This window comes from Croceicoccus mobilis (genome assembly GCF_001661965.1).
Lineage (GTDB): Bacteria > Pseudomonadota > Alphaproteobacteria > Sphingomonadales > Sphingomonadaceae > Croceicoccus > Croceicoccus mobilis.
The window spans coordinates 48001-67894 of record NZ_LYWZ01000002.1; the positions used below are offsets into that span (position 1 = coordinate 48001).

The 19894-nt window shown below is 65.8% G+C and carries 15 protein-coding genes; all 15 read right to left on the bottom strand.

Annotated features, from left to right (window positions below; translation table 11 throughout):
* Positions 1-55: 55 nt before the first annotated feature.
* The 15 genes from addA to A9D13_RS00520 all read right to left on the bottom strand — a co-directional run bounded on the left by addA (position 56) and on the right by A9D13_RS00520 (position 19881).
* The gene (gene addA, locus A9D13_RS00450; protein WP_066768566.1) at positions 56-3541 is read right to left on the bottom strand and encodes a double-strand break repair helicase AddA; all 3486 of its coding nucleotides are present in this window, start codon (positions 3539-3541) and stop codon (positions 56-58) included.
* Positions 3538-6594: a double-strand break repair protein AddB gene (addB, locus tag A9D13_RS00455; protein WP_229665539.1), complete on the bottom strand. Its 3057-nt coding sequence runs from the start codon at positions 6592-6594 to the stop codon at positions 3538-3540. Before addB ends, addA begins: the two co-directional genes overlap by 4 nt.
* 24 nt (positions 6595-6618) lie before the next feature.
* Positions 6619-7356 (bottom strand): nucleotidyltransferase family protein, encoded by a 738-nt coding sequence (locus A9D13_RS00460; RefSeq protein WP_066768568.1) that lies wholly within the window; start codon positions 7354-7356, stop codon positions 6619-6621.
* Between the two features lie 3 nt (positions 7357-7359).
* Positions 7360-8388: an aminoglycoside phosphotransferase family protein gene (locus tag A9D13_RS00465; RefSeq protein ID WP_373288772.1), complete on the bottom strand. Its 1029-nt coding sequence runs from the start codon at positions 8386-8388 to the stop codon at positions 7360-7362.
* Positions 8385-8852, bottom strand: coding sequence for a tRNA (adenosine(37)-N6)-threonylcarbamoyltransferase complex ATPase subunit type 1 TsaE (tsaE, locus tag A9D13_RS00470; protein ID WP_066768571.1), 468 nt, complete (start codon positions 8850-8852; stop codon positions 8385-8387). The genes A9D13_RS00465 and tsaE overlap by 4 nt, the downstream gene beginning before the upstream one ends.
* Positions 8852-11176, bottom strand: a complete 2325-nt coding sequence (locus A9D13_RS00475; protein WP_066768574.1) for a sensor histidine kinase — start codon at positions 11174-11176, stop codon at positions 8852-8854. The genes tsaE and A9D13_RS00475 overlap by 1 nt, the downstream gene beginning before the upstream one ends.
* 91 nt (positions 11177-11267) lie before the next feature.
* Positions 11268-11891: a hypothetical protein gene (locus tag A9D13_RS00480; protein ID WP_066768577.1), complete on the bottom strand. Its 624-nt coding sequence runs from the start codon at positions 11889-11891 to the stop codon at positions 11268-11270.
* 113 nt (positions 11892-12004) lie between these two features.
* The gene (locus tag A9D13_RS00485; protein ID WP_066768583.1) at positions 12005-13213 is read right to left on the bottom strand and encodes a type III PLP-dependent enzyme; all 1209 of its coding nucleotides are present in this window, start codon (positions 13211-13213) and stop codon (positions 12005-12007) included.
* A gap of 217 nt (positions 13214-13430) precedes the next feature.
* Positions 13431-14324, bottom strand: a complete 894-nt coding sequence (locus A9D13_RS00490) for a helix-turn-helix domain-containing protein (protein WP_066768586.1) — start codon at positions 14322-14324, stop codon at positions 13431-13433.
* Positions 14325-14714: 390 nt separating this feature from the next.
* The gene (locus A9D13_RS00495) at positions 14715-15887 is read right to left on the bottom strand and encodes a carboxynorspermidine decarboxylase (RefSeq protein WP_066768589.1); all 1173 of its coding nucleotides are present in this window, start codon (positions 15885-15887) and stop codon (positions 14715-14717) included.
* Positions 15887-16882: an NHL repeat-containing protein gene (locus tag A9D13_RS00500; protein WP_066768591.1), complete on the bottom strand. Its 996-nt coding sequence runs from the start codon at positions 16880-16882 to the stop codon at positions 15887-15889. Before A9D13_RS00500 ends, A9D13_RS00495 begins: the two co-directional genes overlap by 1 nt.
* A complete protein-coding gene (locus tag A9D13_RS00505) occupies positions 16879-17418 on the bottom strand; it encodes an O-acetyl-ADP-ribose deacetylase (RefSeq protein WP_229665538.1) in 540 nt (179 codons plus the stop codon). Before A9D13_RS00505 ends, A9D13_RS00500 begins: the two co-directional genes overlap by 4 nt.
* A gap of 4 nt (positions 17419-17422) precedes the next feature.
* On the bottom strand, positions 17423-17833 hold the full coding sequence (locus A9D13_RS00510) for a hypothetical protein (protein WP_066768596.1): 411 nt from the start codon (positions 17831-17833) through the stop codon (positions 17423-17425).
* Positions 17834-17867: 34 nt separating this feature from the next.
* Positions 17868-18641: an alpha/beta fold hydrolase gene (locus A9D13_RS00515; protein ID WP_066768599.1), complete on the bottom strand. Its 774-nt coding sequence runs from the start codon at positions 18639-18641 to the stop codon at positions 17868-17870.
* A 28-nt stretch (positions 18642-18669) separates the two neighbouring features.
* Positions 18670-19881, bottom strand: a complete 1212-nt coding sequence (locus A9D13_RS00520) for a saccharopine dehydrogenase family protein (protein WP_066768601.1) — start codon at positions 19879-19881, stop codon at positions 18670-18672.
* Positions 19882-19894 lie beyond the last annotated feature (13 nt).

The following is a 19894-nucleotide window of genomic DNA, read 5'->3' on the forward strand; positions in this document are numbered from 1 at the left end:
TGTCCCTAGATAGTCCGCGCGCGCCTAAGCGCAATGCGCCATGTGGCAACGGATTCTACCCGGAGCGTAAAGCAGCCCTTTCCCTCTCCAGCACATCGGCGGGAATCGCGAAAATCCGCGGGGCATGGGTATAGAGCAGCAATGCCTCGACCTCGCGCCCCGGGTGGATCACCTCCAGCGCGCAGGCATAGGCGGCCATCTGGCGCAGATAGGCCGAGGGGATCTGGTCAAAGCTTTCAGGGGGGCGGCGGGCGGTCTTGAAATCGACGATGCGGATGGGGCCGCTGCCATCACCAAGGTGGAGACGGTCAATGGTACCGGTGACCACGCGCGGGCCGACAGTGGCCGAAAGCGACACTTCGGCCAGCGTATCGGGCGTAAACAGATCGGCGCAGAGCGGATCGGACAGGACGCGGACGGCCGCATCGGCTATCTCGGTCCGCGCAGCCTCCGGCAGATCCTGCGCCTGCCGCGCCAGCCAGCGCGCGGCGGCATCGGCGCGGGCCTCGGGCGCGAGTTCGGGCAGGCGTTCTAGCAGGCGGTGGATCAGCACGCCGCGCCGCGCCGCATCGACCGCGCCGGGCTGCATTGGCGCAGATGGCGGCTCGGCCACCTCATGCGCTTCGCCCAATGAGGATGGCGCAAGCGGTCGGGGCGGCGCAGGCTCGGCCCCGGCGGGCGCGGTGGCCCATGCAGGCAGCAGACCCAGCCCCGTCTGCCGCGCACCCGGAGCCAGGCCCGGTATCTTGTCCGCCGGCTCGCCCAGCCGCTTCGCCCCGGCCCAGACCGGATCGGCGAGCCAGTCGTCATCTTCGCCAAACAGGGGCGCGAGGCGGGCATACCAGCTGTCCTTGGGCGGCTCGGTCTTCTTCGCGCGCAAGGCCCCGGCCACGAACAGCGCCTCCTCCGCCCGCGTCATCGCGACATAGAGCAGCCGCCAGTGCTCCTCGCGCTCCTCACGCGCGGCCTTGTCCTCGGCCTCCGCGATGCGGCCCAGCTTCTCGGCCTTTTTAAGCGAGGGCAGCGGCAGGGTGCGGGGCGCGAAGCCGGGGGTGTCTGGCAGCGGCTCGGTCAATTCCAGCGTGCGCGGCATGGCGAGATCGGGATCGTCCGCCGCGTCGGCGAGGATCACGATCGGCGCCTGCAAGCCCTTGGACCCGTGCACCGTCATCACGCGCACCAGCCCGCCCTGCTGCTCGGCCTCGCGCTTCAGCTCGCCATCGCCCGCATCGAACCAGCGGATAAAACCCGCAAGGCTGGGCGTGTTGTTCGCGCTGAAGGCCATGGCGGCATTGAGCATCTCGTCGATGGGATCATTGACCTCTCCCCCCAGCCGAGCCGCGAGTTTGCGCCGCGCCTGCCATGGTCCGACGAGCATCCAGTGCAGCATCGCCTGCGGCGTGTCGTAATCGGCGCGGGCCAGCAGCCCGCCCAGCATCTCCACCGCGCGGCGCGGCTTGTCAGCCACGGCGGCGCGCAAATGATCCCACAGCCGCACGCGCCTTTCGCGCCAGCCATGCTCCAGCAGATCCTCCTGGCTCCACCCGAAGATCGGGGAAACCAGCAGATTGGCAAGGCTGAGATCATCGGCAGGCTGCGCGGCAAAGCGCATCGCCGCCATCAGGTCGCGCACGCCCAAGGGCGCACCTAGTCGCAGCCTGTCCACACCCGCCACCGGCACGCCCTTGGCATGCAGCCGCGCGACGATCAGCCCGGCCAGCTCCTTGCGTTTGCGGACGAGGACCATGACATCGCCGGGGCCCGCGTTCCGCGCCTCGCCCTTTACCAGCGGGAAGCCATCGTCGATCCAGTGGCGGATCTGCGTCGCGATATGTTCAGCGACGCGCCGGTCGGGGCGGGAGAGCCAGCCTTCCTCGCCCGTTTCGCCTTTGTCTTCCGCGTCTTCGCTGATGCCGCCAACGGTGCGCCACAGCACCACCTGACCGGGGCGATCCTCACCGATATGGCGGCCGGGATTATCCTCCAGCCCCAGCGCTTGCGGCCCGATCTCGCGGATCGCTTCGTCCACGAAATCAAGCACCGGCTGCGCGGTGCGATAGCTGCGGGCGAGGCCATATTCGCGGAACGGGCGCGGCTCGCCGCCCCCTCCCCGCTGGCCAGTGCGGTTCTCGATCGCACCCGCCATGCGCTCCTTCACCCGGTCGCGGGCGAGGCGGAAGTTTTCTGGTGACGTGCCCTGAAAGCGAAAGATCGCCTGCTTGTAATCGCCCACCACGAAGAGCGTGCGCAGCCGGTCGCCCCGCGCGCCCTCGCCTGCGAAGAACTCTTCCGTCAGCGCGTCGATCACGTCCCATTGCGCGCTATTCGTGTCCTGCGCCTCGTCGACAAGGATATGGTCGAAGCGCCGGTCGAGCTTGTAGCGGATCCATTCGGCCATGTCGGAGCGTTGGAGCAGCCGCGCAGCCTCCGCGATCTGGTCGTCGAAATCGATGAGGCCGGCACGCGATTTCGCCTCGGTCCATTTGAGCGCGAACGCACGGCCCAGCGTCAGCGCCGGGGCCAGCCATTGCGCCAGCTCACCCAGATCGCGGCAGGCGACGACGCGCTCGATGGACTGGCGCACCGCCTCCACCGCATCGTCATAGGCGAAGCTGTCCTTCACCAGCTTCCTCGCCTCGCCCTTTTGCGTGAATAGCGCGCCCTTCAGATCGTCGAGCATGGCAAGGCGCTTGTCCGCATCGCCGCCCAGCCAGACGCTGATCAGGTCCGCAGCGGCAGTCGGGTTCTTGCCGCCCTTGTCGCGCAGCATCGCCTCTGCCGCTTCCAGCGAGCGGCAATCGAAGACATCGCCCCCGCACATCGCCGCGACATGCGTTTCGCAATGGTCGGTCTTCAGTCCCAGCAGGCGATAGACGCGCGGCAGCAGCGGCGGCATCCAGCTGCCCGTCCCCTCCCATGCAGAGCGCGCTTCGGCGCAGGCCATCAGGAAACGTTCGATCGCCCCCTGATCGGCGCGCAGCGACATCATGGCGAGCGCGTCCGTTAGCGTCGTGTCGCCATGTTCCTCCGCCTCGACCAGCAAATCGCCCAACACTTCGCGCAGCAGGAGTTCGCGGTCGCGGTCCTCCATCGGACGCGTGCCGGGCACCAGCCCCGCCTCCAGCGGAAAGGCGGAGAGGAGCCATTGCGAAAAGGCATGGATCGTCTCGATGCGAAGCCCGCCGCCGGGGCAATCGAGCACGGCGGCGAAGCGCGTGCGGGCGCGGGCGATGTCGTCGGGGCCGAACTCCGCGCCGATGGCCTGCAGATCCCGCGCAAGGTCGATCTCATCCGCGCGGACCCAGCTGGCCAGCACCTCGTTGACGCGGTTCGCCATCTCTGCCGCGCCCGCCTTGGTGAAGGTCAGGCACAATATCTGCGCCGGCTCCACGTCGGACTGAAGCAATAGACGCAGCACGCGGGCCGACAGCACCTGCGTCTTCCCCGTCCCCGCGCTGGCCGACAGCCAGACGGTATCGGCGGGATTGACCGCGTCGCGCTGGCTGCCCGCCAGCGGATAGACTTTCGCGGGGCCGCTCATGTCTCGTCGCTCCCCCCATCATTTCCGCGGCCCTGCCATTCGTCGAGGCGCATGAGCTGGTCGTAATCATTGTAACCCGGAAGGTCAGGGTTAAGCCGCGCGGTGAACGGCTCGGTCCCGGTGATCCAGCGGTCGAGCGCGTCCTGCAGCATGCGCCTGCTTTCGGAGAGGAACTTGTCGCGCTCGATCCCGCTTTTCTTGCGGCCTTCGGGGATGGGTTCCTCGCGGTAACCGAACTCGCCCGATTTCCTGTCGCGGGCGAGTGACCAATATTCGAAATGGGTCGGCTCACCGCTTAGCCCATCGAACCCGCCATGCGCCGCGACAAGCCCGGTGGTGCCCAGCTGGAGCGCATAGCCTGCCTCCACTTCCGAACCCTTGGGCGGGTGGCCGGTCTTGTAGTCGACGATGGCCAGCTCTCCATTCACCAGCCGGTCGATGCGGTCGGCGCGGGCGCTGATCTTGACGCCATCGACGGTGAAGGCACCGCCGGTTTCCACCACCGCGATTTCGCGCCCGTCGGCGCGCAGGCCTTGCGTTTCTTCGTCCAGCCACGCCAGCGCCGCCAACAGGCGCGGCTGCCACAGCCCGCGCATGAAGGGGTGCCCCGACAATTCCGCCAGCCGCTTTTCGGCGAGCGGCAAGAGCGTGCCGGGCGCGGCGCGATGATCGACATACCAGCGTTCGAGAATGTCATGCACCGCCTCGCCCCGCCATGCAGGTGTGGGTTCCTGGTCGATCCCGTCCAGCGCACGCAGGCGCAGGATATGCGACGCGTAGAACTGGTAGGGATCGCTGCGCAGCCGGTCCAGGGCGGTCGCGGAAATATCGACGCGGCGCTGCTCGGCGCTGGGCATGGGCTTGGGCTGCGGATGCGGCGCGGTCGGCTGGTCGCGGTCCAGCGCCTCGGCGATGTGGGGAATGTCGCGCTCCATGTGGCGTTCGAGGAGTTCGCCCAGCATGGCGCGTACGCGCAGCACGAAACGGCTGGCGATGGCGGGGCCGGAGGCATCCTTGCGGGCATAGCTGAGCACCACTTGCGGAGCGCCCAATGCGGCGGCGAGGTCGTGCGCGGAGAGCCCGATGCGGAAATCGCCGCCCGGCACGCCCAAGGCGCGCATCACGGCAGGGGCGACCAGCGGGTCCTGCGACGCGCCCTGCGGCCAGCTTCCCTCGGTAAGGCCACCGCAGATGACGAGATCGGCGCGGCTCATCCGCGCCTCGATCAGGCCATAGATCGCGATGCGCGGATGGCCGCCATAGGGCGGGCGGACCGAGACCTGATCCAGCACGTCGCGCAGCACCAAGGGCACTTCGGCAGGGGCCAGCGCGGTCGGCACTTCGCGCGCGGCTTCGCGCAGGGTTTCGAGCGTGGAGGACAGGGAGCGGCCATCGGCCTCCGACCAGATGGCAAGGCCGCACATCGCCTCACCCGCCGCGGCAATGGCGCTCAGCGCATCGCCCATGTCGAGCGTTTCGGTTTCGCCCAAGGCGACCAGCGGGGCGATGATCGCCTCCACCCGCGCCCACCATTCGGCGAAGGCGGTGCTGCTGCGCTTGCCCGCAATCTCCCGCGCTTTCTCGGCAAGCGGCGCAAGGCCGACATCAATTCGCGGGCCGCGCAAAGCCTTTTCCAAGAGGCGCGCATGGGAAAGCCACTGGCGGCGTTCGTCGTCCTTGCCGCCCGCATGCGGATGCGCCAGCGCCGCGACCAAGGGGACCGGCGCCGCGCGGGTAGCAAGGATTTCCGCGATCAGCAGCGCGATCCGGCCCGCAGGCGTATGCGGCAGCGGGCGACCGGCGGAATCGTCGGCATCAATGTTCCAACGTTTGAGATGCGCGATCACCCGGCCCGCCAGACCGCGATCGGGCGTCACCAGCGCGACGCGGCGTTCGGGCGTGTCCAGCGCTTCGCGCATCAGCAGGGCGATGGACTGCGCCTCATGCTCCGGGTGGGCGCTTTCCATGAGGCGCACGCCGGTCAGGCGGCGGCGCTCGGGCGGCAAGTCGACCCAGCTGGCGCTTTCCTTCGGCGGCAGGAACAGGCTTGAGAGTGCGCGGCTCCGTTCCGGCGGTGCGGCGGACGAGCCACGGCGATGCCAGTTGCGGACCTCGCCCCGCGCCACGCCCATGCGGTTCAAGAGCAGCTTCAGATGATATTGCGGATGGGTGACGGCATCGCCCGGCCCCAGCGGCGCATCGCCCGGTTCCGGCCCCACGCCCGCGCGGCCCAGCGATTCCCAGACCTCGTCCTCCATGGCGAGGTCGAGATCGGGCAGCACCACCGCGCCCTGCGGCAGTTCCGCGATACGCCGCAGCAGCGCCGCGATAGCGGGGCTGGCGCTGGTGATGCCGGCCGCCACCACCGGATCGACCGGCGGGTTCGTGCGCCAGCGATCCGCCGCATGTTCGAACAGGGCATTGCGTCGGGCGGGTGCGTCGAGTTCTTGGCGAGCCTGCAATTCGGAAAGCCACATCGCCTGCACGGTGGCGAAGAGCCTCAGGTTCTCCCGCCAGTGCCCCGACAATTCGCCCACGATGTCGAGCACGCGCTCACCCAGCAGATCCTCGGGCGCAATGCCTTCGACGAGCAGGCGGTCCATGGCGCTGCCGATCTCTCGCGCCTGCCGCAGCAGGGCGGCATTGGTGGGGATCTCCATTCCCTCGCGCAGCATCGCCATGCGCAGCATTTCGGCAAGGCGCAGCCAGCGGCGTGTGGGATTGGCGGCGGGCGGGATGTCCGCCCCCTCTCCTATGGGATCGAGCAGGGGACCAAGCGTTTCGTTCAGCTCGATATCGCCGATCACCGCCATGCGCGGCAGCAGCAAGCCGCCAGATCCATTGGGCGTGCCCTGCTCCCCCATCAGCCGGGTGAACGCCTCTGTCATGGTACGGATCGCGCGGCGACCGGGGAGCAGCAGGGTCAGCCGGGCAAGGCCGTGCGCGCCATCGGAATAGCGCGGGACCAGACCTGCCGCCAATGCATCGGCAAAACCGCGATGCGCGGCGATGGAATAGATCGCCAGCCGTTGCTTTTCCGTTTTCTCAGCCAACCCCTTGCGCCCCTTCCACGGCCATCAGCTCGTGGTGGAGAACAGGGCTTCTGCCGGCGCGATATGCTGGGGTTCGCCGATCTCGATCCATTCGCCTTGGTGCACGGTGCCGTAAAGGCGCCCTTCCTCGATCGCGCGCGACCAGAACACATTGGTCGAGAATTTCGCTTCTGCCGGCGGATCGCGCAGCAGCTTGTTCGAAACCAGCTGGATGCCGGTAAAAACGAAAGGCGCGACCCGGCCCGATTTGCGGCGCGACACCCGGCCATGCGGATCGAGGTGGAAGTCACCCTTCCCGCGATAGTTGTGCGCGCGCTTATGCGGGACGAGCAGCAGGAGCGCGTCCATGATTTCAGGGTCCCACGCTTCCGACAAAGCGCGGAACACATCGACCGGGCCATCCAGCCACATGGCATCGGAATTGAGGCAGAAGAACGGATCGGACCCGATCAGCGGCTGCGCCTTCACCAGCCCGCCGCCGGTTTCAAGCAGCTGTTCGCGCTCGTCCGAGATAATGATCTCGGGCGCGTTCCTCAGCTTCATGTGCCCTTCGATATGATCGGGCAGGTAATGCACATTGACCACGGCACGCGCGATCCCGGCATCGGCAATGCGGTCCAGCGCATGGTCGAGCATCGGCTTGCCCGCGACCTTGACCATCGGCTTCGGACGGCTGGCGGTCAGCGGGCGCATGCGTTTGCCCAGCCCTGCCGCCATGACCATGGCGACATCGCTGGCGAGCGGGATCGTGTCCTTGGCCATGGCTCAGCCCTCCGCCGCCGTAGCGCCGCCGGTGCTGCGAAGCTCGCCGGGGATATTGGCGTCCATCCAGCGCGCCACCGGCTCCAGCGCCGGATGGGCGAGGTCACGCTCCATCAGCGCCCAGACGCGGGGGATGAGGTCGAGGTAATGATGCTTCCCGTCGCGGCGCGAAAGGCGGACGAAAATGCCCACGATCTTCGCATTGCGCTGCGCGCCCAGACGGGCGTAGTCCGACAGGAAATCCTCATCCACGCCGGTCGCGGCGCGGTAATGGTCGAGCATCGCCGCCTCCAGTTCCGGCGCAACGTCGCGGCGCGCATCCTGAAGCAGCGAGACGAGGTCATAGGCCGGGTGCCCGATCAGTGCGTCCTGAAAGTCGAGCAGCCCCTGCTCGGCAACGTCACCCAGCAGCATGATGTTTTCGGCATGATAGTCGCGCAGCACGGTAACGCCGCCGCCTGTCATCTTGGCCTGCTTGTCCAGCACCGGGGCCATGACCTCGCGCCACGCGGCCTCAAACCCGTCATCGTCGACGGACAGGCCATGGGCGACGCAGAACCATTCGGTGAAAAGCTTGGCTTCGCGAAGATAGGTATTGAGGTCGTAAGGATCGAACGGCCCTGCCGGTGCCTCGGCCAGTTCGGCCAGCACCGACACCGCTCGGGCATAGACGGCGTGTTCATCATCGCCTGCGACATCCAGATGATCGCGCATGCGCTGGTGGCCGAAGTCCTCCAGCAGGACGAGCCCTTGCTCGGCATTTTCGGCCAGCACTTTCGGCGCGCGGAAGCCCTGATCGACAAGGTAATGCGCAGCCTTGAGGAACGGGCGCGGATCTTCGTGCGGAGGCGGCGCGTCCATCAGCATGGCGGTCTTTTCGCCAAGGTGGATACGGAAATAGCGGCGGAACGACGCATCGCCCGGCAGCGGGTCGATCCGCGCATCGCCCCAGCCCGCACCTTCGAGAAACGCGCGGGCGTGCGGCGGCTCGGCCGGAGACTCTGGACGAACGGGCGTGACAGGCATGCTCATGTCCAGCGCTCTAGCCAATCGGGGCCGGGGCGCACAATGGCGATGCGGCCATCTCCACCAGATTCCGAGGCGTTTTCGATGGCAATCGAAAGGCAGGCCGGATCGTAATCGAATCCGCCCGCATGATCGGGCCATTCGGCGATCAGCGCCGCGCCCATGCGGTAATCGTCAAGTCCCAGCTCCTCGGCCTCCATCGGGTCTTCCAGCCGGTAGAAATCGGCATGGACCAGCGGCAGGCGAACGGAAGGGGGGTCGTATGTCTGGATGATGGCGAAGGTCGGGCTCGGCACCTCGCCCTTGTGGCCCAGCGCGGCGATGATCGCGCGCGCCAGCGTGGTCTTGCCCGCGCCCAGCCCGCCTTCCAGCGCGACCACGTCGCCTGCGCGCAGCAGCATGGCGATGCGGCGGCCCAAAGCCCTCGTCGCGTCGAGGTCGGGCAGATCGTGTCGGGTTTCTGTCGCCATCACGGCAGCACGATAGTCGCGGTGACGCGTCCGCGCGAATCCTCCGCATAATCAAGCGATCCGGAATGCGCCTCGATCAGCTCGCGCGCGAGCGGCAGGTTGAGGCCGGCGCTGGTCTGGGCATTGCCGCTCACCCCCTTGGCCGAGTTTTCATGGGCAATGGTGATGGACACGCCCTGACGGCGGCGGCGAAGGTCCATGTTGATCCGCCCCTCGCGGGCGGAACTGGCGATGGCGTGGTCGATGAGATTGCCGATCGCGCGGCCCAGCTGGCGCGCATCGCCCCTGACGCTGCCCGACGACCTGTCGCCGCGCAGGTTGAAGGTCAGGCCCGATGCCTCGATCTTCTTCTCCCGCTCCTGCACGATTCCCGTGACCAGCGGCATCAGCTCGACCTCTTCCTCGGCCAGCGGCATCAGCCCGGCTTCGGACTGGGTGAGATCCAGCACCGCCTCGATCTGCTGCGACAGGCGTTCGGTGGAATCGAGGATGGCGGTCACATATTCCTGGCCCACATCGGTCAGGTCACCCGCCACGCCCACGCGCAGCATCTCGGCAAAACCGGCGATAGAGGTCAAAGGCGTGCGGAACTCATAGCTCATGTTCGCAAGAAAGCGCGTCTTCATCGCATCGGCCTCGACCAGCGCGGCATTGCGGTCGCGCAGCGCGGCCTCTGCTTTCTGCGAATCGGTGATGTCGAGGCTGGTCAGCATGCCGTTCCCGTCGGGCAGCGGCACGCCCATCAGCGCCAGCACGCGCCCGTCGGCGAGGTTGACGCGCCCGCCGGTCTGTTCGCGCTGCAATGTCGCCGCCTCGACCACCAGCCGGATGCGCGAGGTATCGGCGGAGTTTTCAAGGCTCGGGCTCATCGCGTCCAAGAGCGCATCAATGTGCGGGTGATCGGCCAGCAGCTTTTCGCGCAGGTTCCATTCCCCTGCGAAACGGCGGTTCCAGATCTGCAGGCGGCCATCGGGAGCGAGCACGACCAGACCCTCGAACAGATTGTCGAAGGTGGCGTTGCGCGTGCGCAGCAGCGTGTCGCGCGCGCTGGCAAGCTTCAGCTGCTCGGTCCGGTCCTCGAAAATCATGACAAGGCCGCCATCGGGCATGGGCTGGGCGACGACGCGCAAATGGGTGCCGTCGGGCAGCGCCCACTCCTCGTCCTTAACCTCGCTTGCGGTGAACCAGCCCAGATGTTCGTCGCGCCATGCGGGGAAATCGCGGACTTCGGGCAGGCGGCCCTGATCGCGCATCAGGTCGAAGACGCGGCCCACCGGCATCGCTTCCTGCCCGATCCCGGCAGGCAGCTTGAAGATGCGCTGCATCGGAAGATTCGTGAAGATGAGGTTGCGCGCATGGTCGAACTGGGCGACGCCGCTCGACATCTGGTCCAGCAGCGCGCGCTGCGCCGCGCGGAAGGCGCGGTATTCGCGGTGGAGCTGTTCGAGATCCTCGACATCGACGGCATAGCCCGCCACCCCGTCCTCGCCCACCGGCAGGTCGGATACGCGAAAGGCGCGGCGGTTGCCGTCGATGGTGATCATCGCATTGCGTTCGATGGGCCGCTGCGAACTGCGGGCCTGCGCGGCGACTTCGGGCGCGGTCAGCCCCTCGACCGCCTCCACCAGCTCGATCTCGCCTGTCACAACCTCATCGGCGCTTTGCGCGCCCACGGCGGCGACATAGGCCGAATTGACGAGGCGCAGGTGCCCATCGGCATCGCGGAACCACATCGGAACCGGCGCCGCCTCGATCAGCCCGACAAGCGCATGGAAATCGCCGCGCAGCCGCTCCGCCTCACCCGAAAGACGGGCGATTTCGGCGGCGCTGTCGCTGGCGTCGAACACCCAGAGCATGACCGAACCGCCCGGCGCGATCTGCGGATCGGCAAGATGGCCGATGACATTGAGGGCATGGTTCCTGCTGCCCGGATGCAGCAGCATGCGCAGCGGCGCGGCAGAGGAGCGGGTTTTCTCGACCGCATCCCAAAGCGCCTCGGCTTCCTCTACCGGCAGGCCCGACTCCGGTCCGGCAAGCCCGTGCAGGAATTGCGGCATCGACGAACAGCCAAACCATGCGGCCAGCCTTTCAGGCCCCTCTATCCGCCCGTTGGCGCGGACCAGCAGCGGCAGCGCCGGAGATTCGTCGATCATGCGCGACAGGCGCAGATTGGCGCGGCGGTCGCGTGTCGCACGGCGCAGCCGCTTGCTGGAGACATAGAGCGACCAGCCCGCCCCGGCCGTCCAGGCGGCCAGCAGCAAAGCGATCAGCAAAAGGGCGGGAAGCCCAATCGTGAAACCCTGTTCCAAGGCGGCGGCGTCCATCGGTAAAGCGCTAGATTAGTTGGGGGGCAAAGGGCAAACGCATTTAGGCCGGTTATACGCGGTTGTAACGGCCCCTCCGCGCCAGGCAGCCCTATTCGGGCGGCAGGCTGCCATCGGGAATGACCGGCACCGGCAGACGGGTCAGCGTCATCTCGAACACGGTCTGGGGATCCTTGCCCGGCGCATGGCGCACGCCGGTTTCGCGCCACTGGCCCGCTTCGTCCTGCCACATGGTGAAGGTGACCGCCTCCTTGCCCCTTCGCCCGTCGGGCACGTCCCAGCTTGCGGCCAGCCCTTCAAAGCGGATCGGATAACGCGCGCGTTTGGCCGCGGCAAAGCTCTCGATCTCGTAAAGCTCGCTGACGGGCTCATAGGTGAGCACGCCATAGCTTTCGAACACGGTGATGCCATCGGCATCCTTACCCGTGCCCTCCACCACCATCAGCGTCGCCGATTTGCGGAAGCGGGCGCGCATGGTCTGGGTATAGCGGTAGGGACCATCGGGCGTATGCACCGTGGCGATGCCGCGCCAGTCGCCCTGCATCCAGTCATAGGCCGAAATGCCAAGACGCTGCTGCGATTCAAGGACTTTCGCCCCGGCATCGGGCGTCAGCCATGCGGGCGGGCCATCATCCCCTTCGTCCTGCGCAGCGGCGGCGGTGAACGCACCGGAAGCAAACACGGCGAGCGCCAGAACGACGATAAAGCGAATCATGAAAAACCGCGCCCCCTTCCCCGGATCGGGAAAGGGAGTGCCATGGTTTGCGCCCCGCGCGAAAGGGCGCGCAGGACCGGCAAGCCGCTCAGCGCAGCGAAACGACCCAAAGCTTAGCGCAGCGAAACGACATTATCGGAGATGCGCGGATCGTCGCGGTCACCGCGATACAGGCTGGCCATCGGCTCGTCCGCCACGGTCTCGACAGGACCATCGCCAAAGCCGTTAAAGCCGGTCTTCATCGCCGCGCCATAGGCGCCCAGCATGCCGATCTCGATATAGTCGCCCGCACGCATGTCGGCGGGAAGCTGGAAGGGACCTTCCATGAAATCGGCATCGTCGCAGGTCGGGCCGTAGAAGGAGAAACCCTCGGCCTCTGCGTCGTTTTCGGGCCCACCCACCCGGCGGACGGGAAAGCGCCAGCCGATATGGGCCGCATCGAACAACGCGCCATAGGCGCCGTCATTGATGAACAGCTCGTTCCCGCGGCGCTTTTCGACGCGCACCACCAGCGAGTTATATTCCGCGCACAGCGCACGGCCGGGTTCGCACCACAGCTCTGCGTTATAGGCGATGGGCAGTTCGTAGAAATGACGGTGGATGACGCCGAAGTAATCTTCAAGCGGCGGCGGCTCCATGCCGGGATAGATCGAGGGGAAGCCGCCGCCCACGTCGATCATGTCGATCACGACGCTGGCCTCGGCAATGGCGGCACGCACGCGCTCCAGCCCCTGCACATAGGCGAAAGGGGTCATCGCCTGGCTGCCGACATGGAAACACACGCCCAGCCAGTCCGCGCGCTGACGCACGGCCTGCAGCAGGGCGGGCGCGTCGATCAGGTCGACGCCGAATTTCGCAGCCAGCGAGAGTTCCGAATATTCGGACGACACGCGCAGGCGCACGCACAGGCGCAAATCGGTCGCCGGCTCGCCGTCCTTCGACGTGGCGCGCACGATCTTCTCCAGCTCTTCATGGCTGTCGAGGCTGAAAGTGCGGCAGCCGTGCTGGTGGTAAGCCTCGGCGATGGCGCGCTCGGTCTTTACCGGGTGCATGAAGCACAACACCGGCTCGTTCCCGAGGGTTTCGCGAACAAGGCGGACTTCCGCGATCGAGGCGACATCGTAATGCGTCACGCCCGCATCATGCAGGATTTCCAGCAGGTCCGCCGAGGGATTGGCCTTCACCGCATAGAGCACCTTGCCGGGAAATTTCTCGACAAAGAAACGCGCAGCGCGCCGCGCGGCATGCGGGCGGTTGAGGATCACCGGCTCGTCGGGCGAGATTGCGCGAACTACAGCAGTGGCGTCTGGGTGAATGGACAATTCAAGGGACCCCCAAAGGTAATTTCGAACGAGGCTGCCTTGCGGTTTGGAAGTCCCCATGGGGCAGCGAGGGGGCGCATATAAACCTCAGTGATGAAACTGCAAGTTAATTTCGCGGTTCCATGGGGCCAACCATAGCGCGATGAGCCGGGAGAGAGTTTCGACAGGCCGTTCCACTGCCAGACGCGAAACCCACGGAAAAGCGCGGAAAAGTGCGCTAACCGAGCAGCCCGGCCTGCGTCGTGCCGCGCGACAGGGCGCCGGTGGCGATCAGGAACAAGTCCTTGCCTGCATCCTTTGCCGCAGGGCCGACATCGGCATAGAGCTTTTCGCGCAGCCGATCGGAGGGCACCGGGTCCATCGGCTCGGGCTTTTCATCGACCATGCGGCGAATCGCCTCATCATCCGCTTGCCGGTCGCCGGACAGATCGCCCAGACGCTCGACCACGATGGGCAGGGCGGCGGGCGTGCGATTGCCATCCAATGCCGACAGCAGCAGCAGCCCGTCCATGGAAATGGCGCGCGGCAGGCTGACGCCCTTCATCAGCACGATCAGCGGGGTGCGGCCCACCGGATCGAACAGGAAGACATAAAGATTGCCCGACATCGGAAAGAGCCAGCCCTCGAATCTCAGCCCCGCCCCCTCCATGATCACTTCCATCATTCCGTCCTCACGCCGGCGGAACAGGCCATAGTCGTGGAATACCTGGTCGGGCATCAGCACCGACGGGCGCGCGGTGCGCCAGAAACCCTCATAGCACTCGGCGCGCAGGGCAAGCTCAGGTCCGGAAGCCTCCGCGATGCGGGCGAAGGGGCTGTCGGCGCAGACCTCGTTCGGGCTCTTGTCGAGCGAACGACGGGAGATGCCCAGCCGCTCGGCCATTTCGGCTTCCTCCAGATACCAGTCCGCCAGCGTCAGATGGGCGAAATGATCCTGAAAGACGGCGGTCAGGCGCGAAAGATTATGTTCGCCCGGATGGATCGACCCCTTCACCCAGCGGCCCACAAGCGATTTGTCGACGCCCACCTTGTGCGCAAGTGCGACGCGGCTCAGGCTGGAAGCCTTGAGCAGCATGTCCAATTTGGAAGGAAGACCCGACACTTTTTGCATATTTATGCCGAATGCCCTTTCAAATTTGAAATTGCAACCCGGTTGCACGAAGTTGCAACTGGATGCGCATCTTGGTGCAACTGCCCGTATTCATGCGGGGCTGCAATAAAACGTGCAGTGACCCGGTTCCTGTTGGGGGATAGGCGCTGGATGTCACATACCCGTAGAGGACTAGCTCTGCTGCGGGTCGCGCCGGGGGGGTGGCGCCAGGTCCGGGCGCCGCCTCACCGTTGCACCACAGTCGCAAAGCTAAAGGTCGCGCTGGCCGTGTGGGGTCTTCCGTCCCTCCATACAGCCAATACGATCTCTGCGGCCATGGCAGCAATCCGCGTGGGGATCCGAATGCACGCGGCCCCACGCGGATTGCTCACCATCCAGTTCATCGCCAGATCAGCTGAGCCGGTCGCGGAAATCGCGATAGCCAAAGCCCTTCACCTTTTCGAGCAGACCGCTGTCGCTGTCCCACAGCCAGATCGAGGGGAGCGGCACGCCGTTGAAGGTCGTGGTCTTCACCATCGAATAATGCGCCTGGTCGAGGAAGGCGAAACGCGCGCCGACTTCGGGCTCTGTCGGAAATCCGTAATCGCCGATGACATCGCCGGCGAGGCAGGACGGACCGCCCAATCGGATCGGCTCCATCTCGGGCCGCTCGTTCAGCATGGCGGGGCGATAGGGCGCTTCCAGCACGTCGGGCATGTGGCAAGTGGCCGAGATATCGGTGATGCCCAGAGGCATGCCGTTGTAATGCGTGTCGAGCAAAGTGCCGACAAGAATGCCCGCATCCAGCGCCACCGCCTCACCCGGCTCAAGGTAAACCTCGCACCCTGTCGTATCGCGCACGTCGATCAGGAACTGCACCAGCTCGTCGCGCTGGTAATCGCTGCGGGTGATGTGATGACCGCCGCCGAAATTCAGCCATTTCAGGTCGGGGATGACATATTCGATATGCGGCAGCAGCGCGTCCCACGTGCGCTTCAGCGGCTCCAGGTCCTGTTCGCACAAGGAGTGAAAGTGGAGGCCGTCCAATCCCTCGATATGCTCCTCGGTCAGCTGGTCGACCGGGAAGCCCAGCCGCGAATGCGGGGCGCAGGGGTCATAGCGCGGCACTTCGCCCTCTGCATGGAGCGGATTGACGCGCAGGCCGATATCGAACGTCTCGCCGCGATTGCGGGCCATCTCGATATGCTCGGCAAAGCGTTCACGCTGCATCGGCGTGTTGAAGATGACATGGTCGGAAAGGCGCAGGATCTCCTCCATGTCCTCTTCCTTGTAGGCCGCGCAATAGGTTGCGATCTCGCCATCGTAATATTCGCCCGCCAGCATCGCTTCCCACAATCCCGACGTGCACACGCCGTCGAGATATTCGCCGATCATCGGCGCGACCGACCACATGGAAAACGCCTTCAATGCGGACAGCACCTTGCATCCCGAACGGTCGCGGATGTCGGCAAGGATGCGAAGGTTCGACCTGAGCTTCGCGGCATCCACGACAAAGGCGGGGCTGTCGACGAGGTTGAGGTCGAAATCGGCAAAACGTCCGGGATCGCCGGCGCGGGTTTCCATCAATTCTTCTCCAGTGCACCGGGCGCGACCTTATAGACGCGCTCGGCCATGACATCGGCCACATAGATGGCACCATCGGGGCCGATGGCAAGATCATGCGCGCGGTGCGGGCCATCATCGCCGGGGGCGAGATCAAAAAGCGTGGGGGCATCGCTGTTCGCCGCCACGTGGATCAGCCTTGCCGTCCCCATGTTCTGCCCGTCGCGGCCTTGCGCGATCAACAGGCTGCCATCCTGCATCCGCTTTGCCGCATAGGGATATTGGAAAGGCGCAAGGTTCACGGTGCGGGAAACCTCTCCTGCCCGGTCCATCACGAGGACGCGCATGTTCTCCCGGTCGGCGACGATGATATCGCCTGCCTGCTCGCTAACCTCGACAGAATGAGGCAGGCGGAATTGCCCGGCCCCGCCCCCATGCCCACCGAATTGAGAGACGTAGCCGCCATCGGACATGAAGCGGGCGATACGGGCGTTGAGATAGCCGTCGCCCACCAATATGTCGCCGCGATCGAAACCGACATCGGTGGCGCGGCCGAAATGGGTGTCGTCGTCACCCGTCTCGCCCATCGTCCCGATGGTGCCGATCAGATCACCATCCGGCGTGTAGTGAAGGACCTGTTCGCGCCCTGCATCGGTAATCCAGACGCTGCCGTCGGGCGCGATGGAGAGGCCGTGCGGCATGACCATCTCGCCAGATCCCCACGCATCGAGCAGCGCGCCGGTGGGTCCATCGAAGACCGTGACCGTATCGGCCGGAATCGGATCGGTCGGAAAATCGCCGACCGGCCAGTCGCGGCCCGGACGGTGCAGGACGAAAACGCGATTGTCTGCATCCACATCGACAGCCGTCACCTGCCCGGCGGCCTGCCCGTCAGGCCATTGCGGCCAGCCTGCGACCGATGCCAGCGGCAAGGCGGCTGGCCCTTCCGGGGCGGAACCGCAGGCCGTCAGCACGCCGCAGGCGATCAAGGCAAGGACGAAGCGAAGGCGCGTCATCGCGCATTTCCCGCCTGCAAATCGGCCAATGCGGCCCTCAGAGCGTCCTCCGCCCGTTCGTCGAAACAGACGAGGACGATGCTCTCGAACGCGTCCGGCGTGCGGTGCAGTTCCTCGGCAATGGTGCGCAGGGCAATCTGCGCCGCCGCATCGGCAGGATAGCCGAAAATCCCGGTCGAGATCGCGGGAAAGGCGATGGAGCGCAGCCCCCGCTCCCGCGCGATATTCAGGGAACTGCGATAGCAATCGGCCAGCAGCTCCGGCTCTCCCTGCGTGCCGCCGTGCCAGACCGGGCCGACCGTGTGAATGACGTGCCTTGCCGGGAGGTCGTAGCCGCCGGTGATCTTCGCCTGCCCCGTCTTGCATCCGCCCAGCAGGCGGCATTCCTCCACCAGCTGAGGCCCTGCGGCGCGGTGGATCGCGCCATCAACGCCGCCCCCGCCAAGCAGCGAGCTATTGGCGGCATTGACGATGGCATCGACGCCAAGCGTCGTGATGTCGCCGCGCCAGATTTGGATGGCGTCCAGATCGCTCACCAAATCAATCCACGCAGATCGCGCGCACGGACTTGCCGTCGACCACCTCGGCATAGCAGCCGAACAGCGCATCGTCGGCCTGGCACTGGCCCACGATCTGGCCATCGGGACCATGATCGACAGGCGCGATGCATTTGCCTTCGCATTCCAGATTGTCGCGGCAAGCCTTGCCCGCATCGGAATAGGGGTGGACGCACATGGCCGTCTGCGCCCGCCCGCGCCGGTCAAGGACCCCGCCAGAGGCCTTGCACGAGGCTGCATCGGGCTGCGGCGCGGGGTCGGTTCGATCCAGGATATCGGGCGCGACCGGCTGCGGCGCGGCAGGCTGGGCTTCGCTGATCGGCGCGCAGGCGATCAGGGCGCCGGTTGCCGCCGCGATGGCCGCGCTGCCGGTGATTGCCGTAATCCATCGCATGGCCCGTCCCTCCTGATATGCGCTGCCGGGCGGTTCAAAGCTCTTGGGTCAGCCATTTGGCGACCATGGCGGCTAACCGGGCCGGGTCTTCTTCGGGCAACATATGCCCTGCATTGCGGGCGACTTCCAGACGCGCGGTGCGCACGGCCTGTGCCAGACCGCGCGCGGGCACGGCAAAGGCCGGGCGCGTCGCCTCTCCCATCGCCACGGTCAGCGGCATGGTGAGATCGGCGACTTCGGCGGCAGTGATCTTGGCAGGCGGAGTGCCCTCGCCCATCATCAGCCTCAGCGTATGCGCATTGTCAAACGCGATGCGCTGGCGATCAGGGCGCAGCGCCGGGATGAAACCGGGAGCGCCCGTGCCATCGAACAGGGCGATGGCGGCGGCTTCTTCGTCACCGCACTCCAGCGCTTCGCGCACAGGACCATAAAGATCGCCCGCGTCGGCGCGATAGGCGGCGCGGGCATCATCGTCGTCGACCCATGTCGCAAAGGCGGGTTCATACAGGAAAAGCCCCGCAAAAAGGTCAGGCCTGCGCAGCGCGGCACAAAGGGCGGGATGCGTGCCATAGGACCATGCGACCACGGTCACCGGCGGCTCCATCAAGGCTTCCGCGAATTCCTCGATATCAAGGGCGTGGCGCGCCGTGGTGAACTCACCACTCCCGTCGCGCTTGCCAAAGCATGACAGCGTGATCGCCCGCGCGTCGATCCCGGCGGGCATGCAGCATTGCAGCGCGTCGATCACCGGGCTCCACGTGCGCGCATCGCCCAGCGCGCCATGCACGAACAGGACCGGGTGGCTCATGCCACCGGCCCCGTCATGGCGACGCCGATCAGAACGGCAGCGGTCCGTCGAGTTCCTCGACCTTCCACGGCAGGCCATGCTTGTTCAGCATGTCCATGAAGGGATCGGGATCGAACTGTTCCATGTTGAAGACGCCATCACCCGTCCAGGTACCGGTCAGGATCATGGCCGCGCCGATCATTGCCGGAACGCCGGTGGTATAGCTCACCGCCTGGTTGCCGGTTTCCTCATACGCGTCTTCGTGGTCGCAGATGTTCTTGATGTAGAACGTCTTCTCGCCGCTGCCATCCAGCGCCTCACCCGTGGCGATGTCGCCGATATTGGTCTTGCCCTTGGTCGTCTCGCCCAGGCTCGACGGTTCGGGCAGCACGGCCTTCAGGAACTGGAGCGGGATGATTTCCTGCCCGTTGTACATCACCGGGTCGATGCGGGTCATGCCCACGTTCTGCAGCACGGTGAGGTGCTTGATATACTCATCGCCAAAGGTCATCCAGAAGCGGCCACGCTCCATCTCGGGCAGGAACCTGGCGAGGCTTTCCAGCTCCTCATGGTACATCATGTACATGTTCTTCGGCCCGACTTCTTCAAAGTCGAACTGCTGCTTCACGCCCATTGCCGGGGTCTCGACGAACTCGCCGTTCTCCCAATGCCGGGCGGGCGCGGTCACTTCGCGAATATTGATTTCGGGATTGAAGTTGGTGGCGAACGCTTGCCCGTGATCGCCGCCATTGCAGTCGAGGATGTCGAGCGTGCGGATGGTCTTGAGCTTGTGCTTCTTGAGCCACATCGCGAACACGCTGGTCACGCCCGGATCGAAACCGCTGCCCAGCAGCGCCATCAAGCCGGCTTCCTTGAAGCGATCCTGATAGGCCCACTGCCAGTGATATTCGAACCTGGCGACATCCTTCGGCTCGTAATTCGCCGTGTCCATGTAATGCACGCCCGCGTTGAGGCAGGCATCCATGATCGACAGGTCCTGATAAGGGAGCGCGAGGTTCACGACGAGATCGGGGCCGACCTGCTTGATAAGAGCGGTCGTCGCATCGACATCGTCGGCATCGATCGCATGGGTGGGCACGGTAACGCCGGTGCGCTCTTTCACACTCTTGGCGATGGCGTCGCATTTCGAAACCGTGCGGCTTGCCAGCGTGATCTCGGTAAAGATGTCCGCGTTCATCGCCATCTTGTGCACCGCGACCGAACCTACACCGCCTGCGCCGATGACCAGAACCTTGCCCAAGACGAACTCTCCT

Coding starts and splice junctions, on each gene's coding strand:
- A9D13_RS00480 (WP_066768577.1), bottom strand. CDS start 11,891: ATGATTCGCTTTATCGTCGTTCTGGCGCTCGCCGTGTTTGCTTCCGGT.
- addA (WP_066768566.1), bottom strand. CDS start 3,541: ATGAGCGGCCCCGCGAAAGTCTATCCGCTGGCGGGCAGCCAGCGCGAC.
- A9D13_RS00460 (WP_066768568.1), bottom strand. CDS start 7,356: ATGGCCAAGGACACGATCCCGCTCGCCAGCGATGTCGCCATGGTCATG.
- A9D13_RS00465 (WP_373288772.1), bottom strand. CDS start 8,388: ATGAGCATGCCTGTCACGCCCGTTCGTCCAGAGTCTCCGGCCGAGCCG.
- A9D13_RS00490 (WP_066768586.1), bottom strand. CDS start 14,324: ATGCAAAAAGTGTCGGGTCTTCCTTCCAAATTGGACATGCTGCTCAAG.
- A9D13_RS00515 (WP_066768599.1), bottom strand. CDS start 18,641: ATGAGCCACCCGGTCCTGTTCGTGCATGGCGCGCTGGGCGATGCGCGC.
- A9D13_RS00495 (WP_066768589.1), bottom strand. CDS start 15,887: ATGGAAACCCGCGCCGGCGATCCCGGACGTTTTGCCGATTTCGACCTC.
- A9D13_RS00500 (WP_066768591.1), bottom strand. CDS start 16,882: ATGACGCGCCTTCGCTTCGTCCTTGCCTTGATCGCCTGCGGCGTGCTG.
- A9D13_RS00475 (WP_066768574.1), bottom strand. CDS start 11,176: ATGGACGCCGCCGCCTTGGAACAGGGTTTCACGATTGGGCTTCCCGCC.
- tsaE (WP_066768571.1), bottom strand. CDS start 8,852: ATGGCGACAGAAACCCGACACGATCTGCCCGACCTCGACGCGACGAGG.
- A9D13_RS00510 (WP_066768596.1), bottom strand. CDS start 17,833: ATGCGATGGATTACGGCAATCACCGGCAGCGCGGCCATCGCGGCGGCA.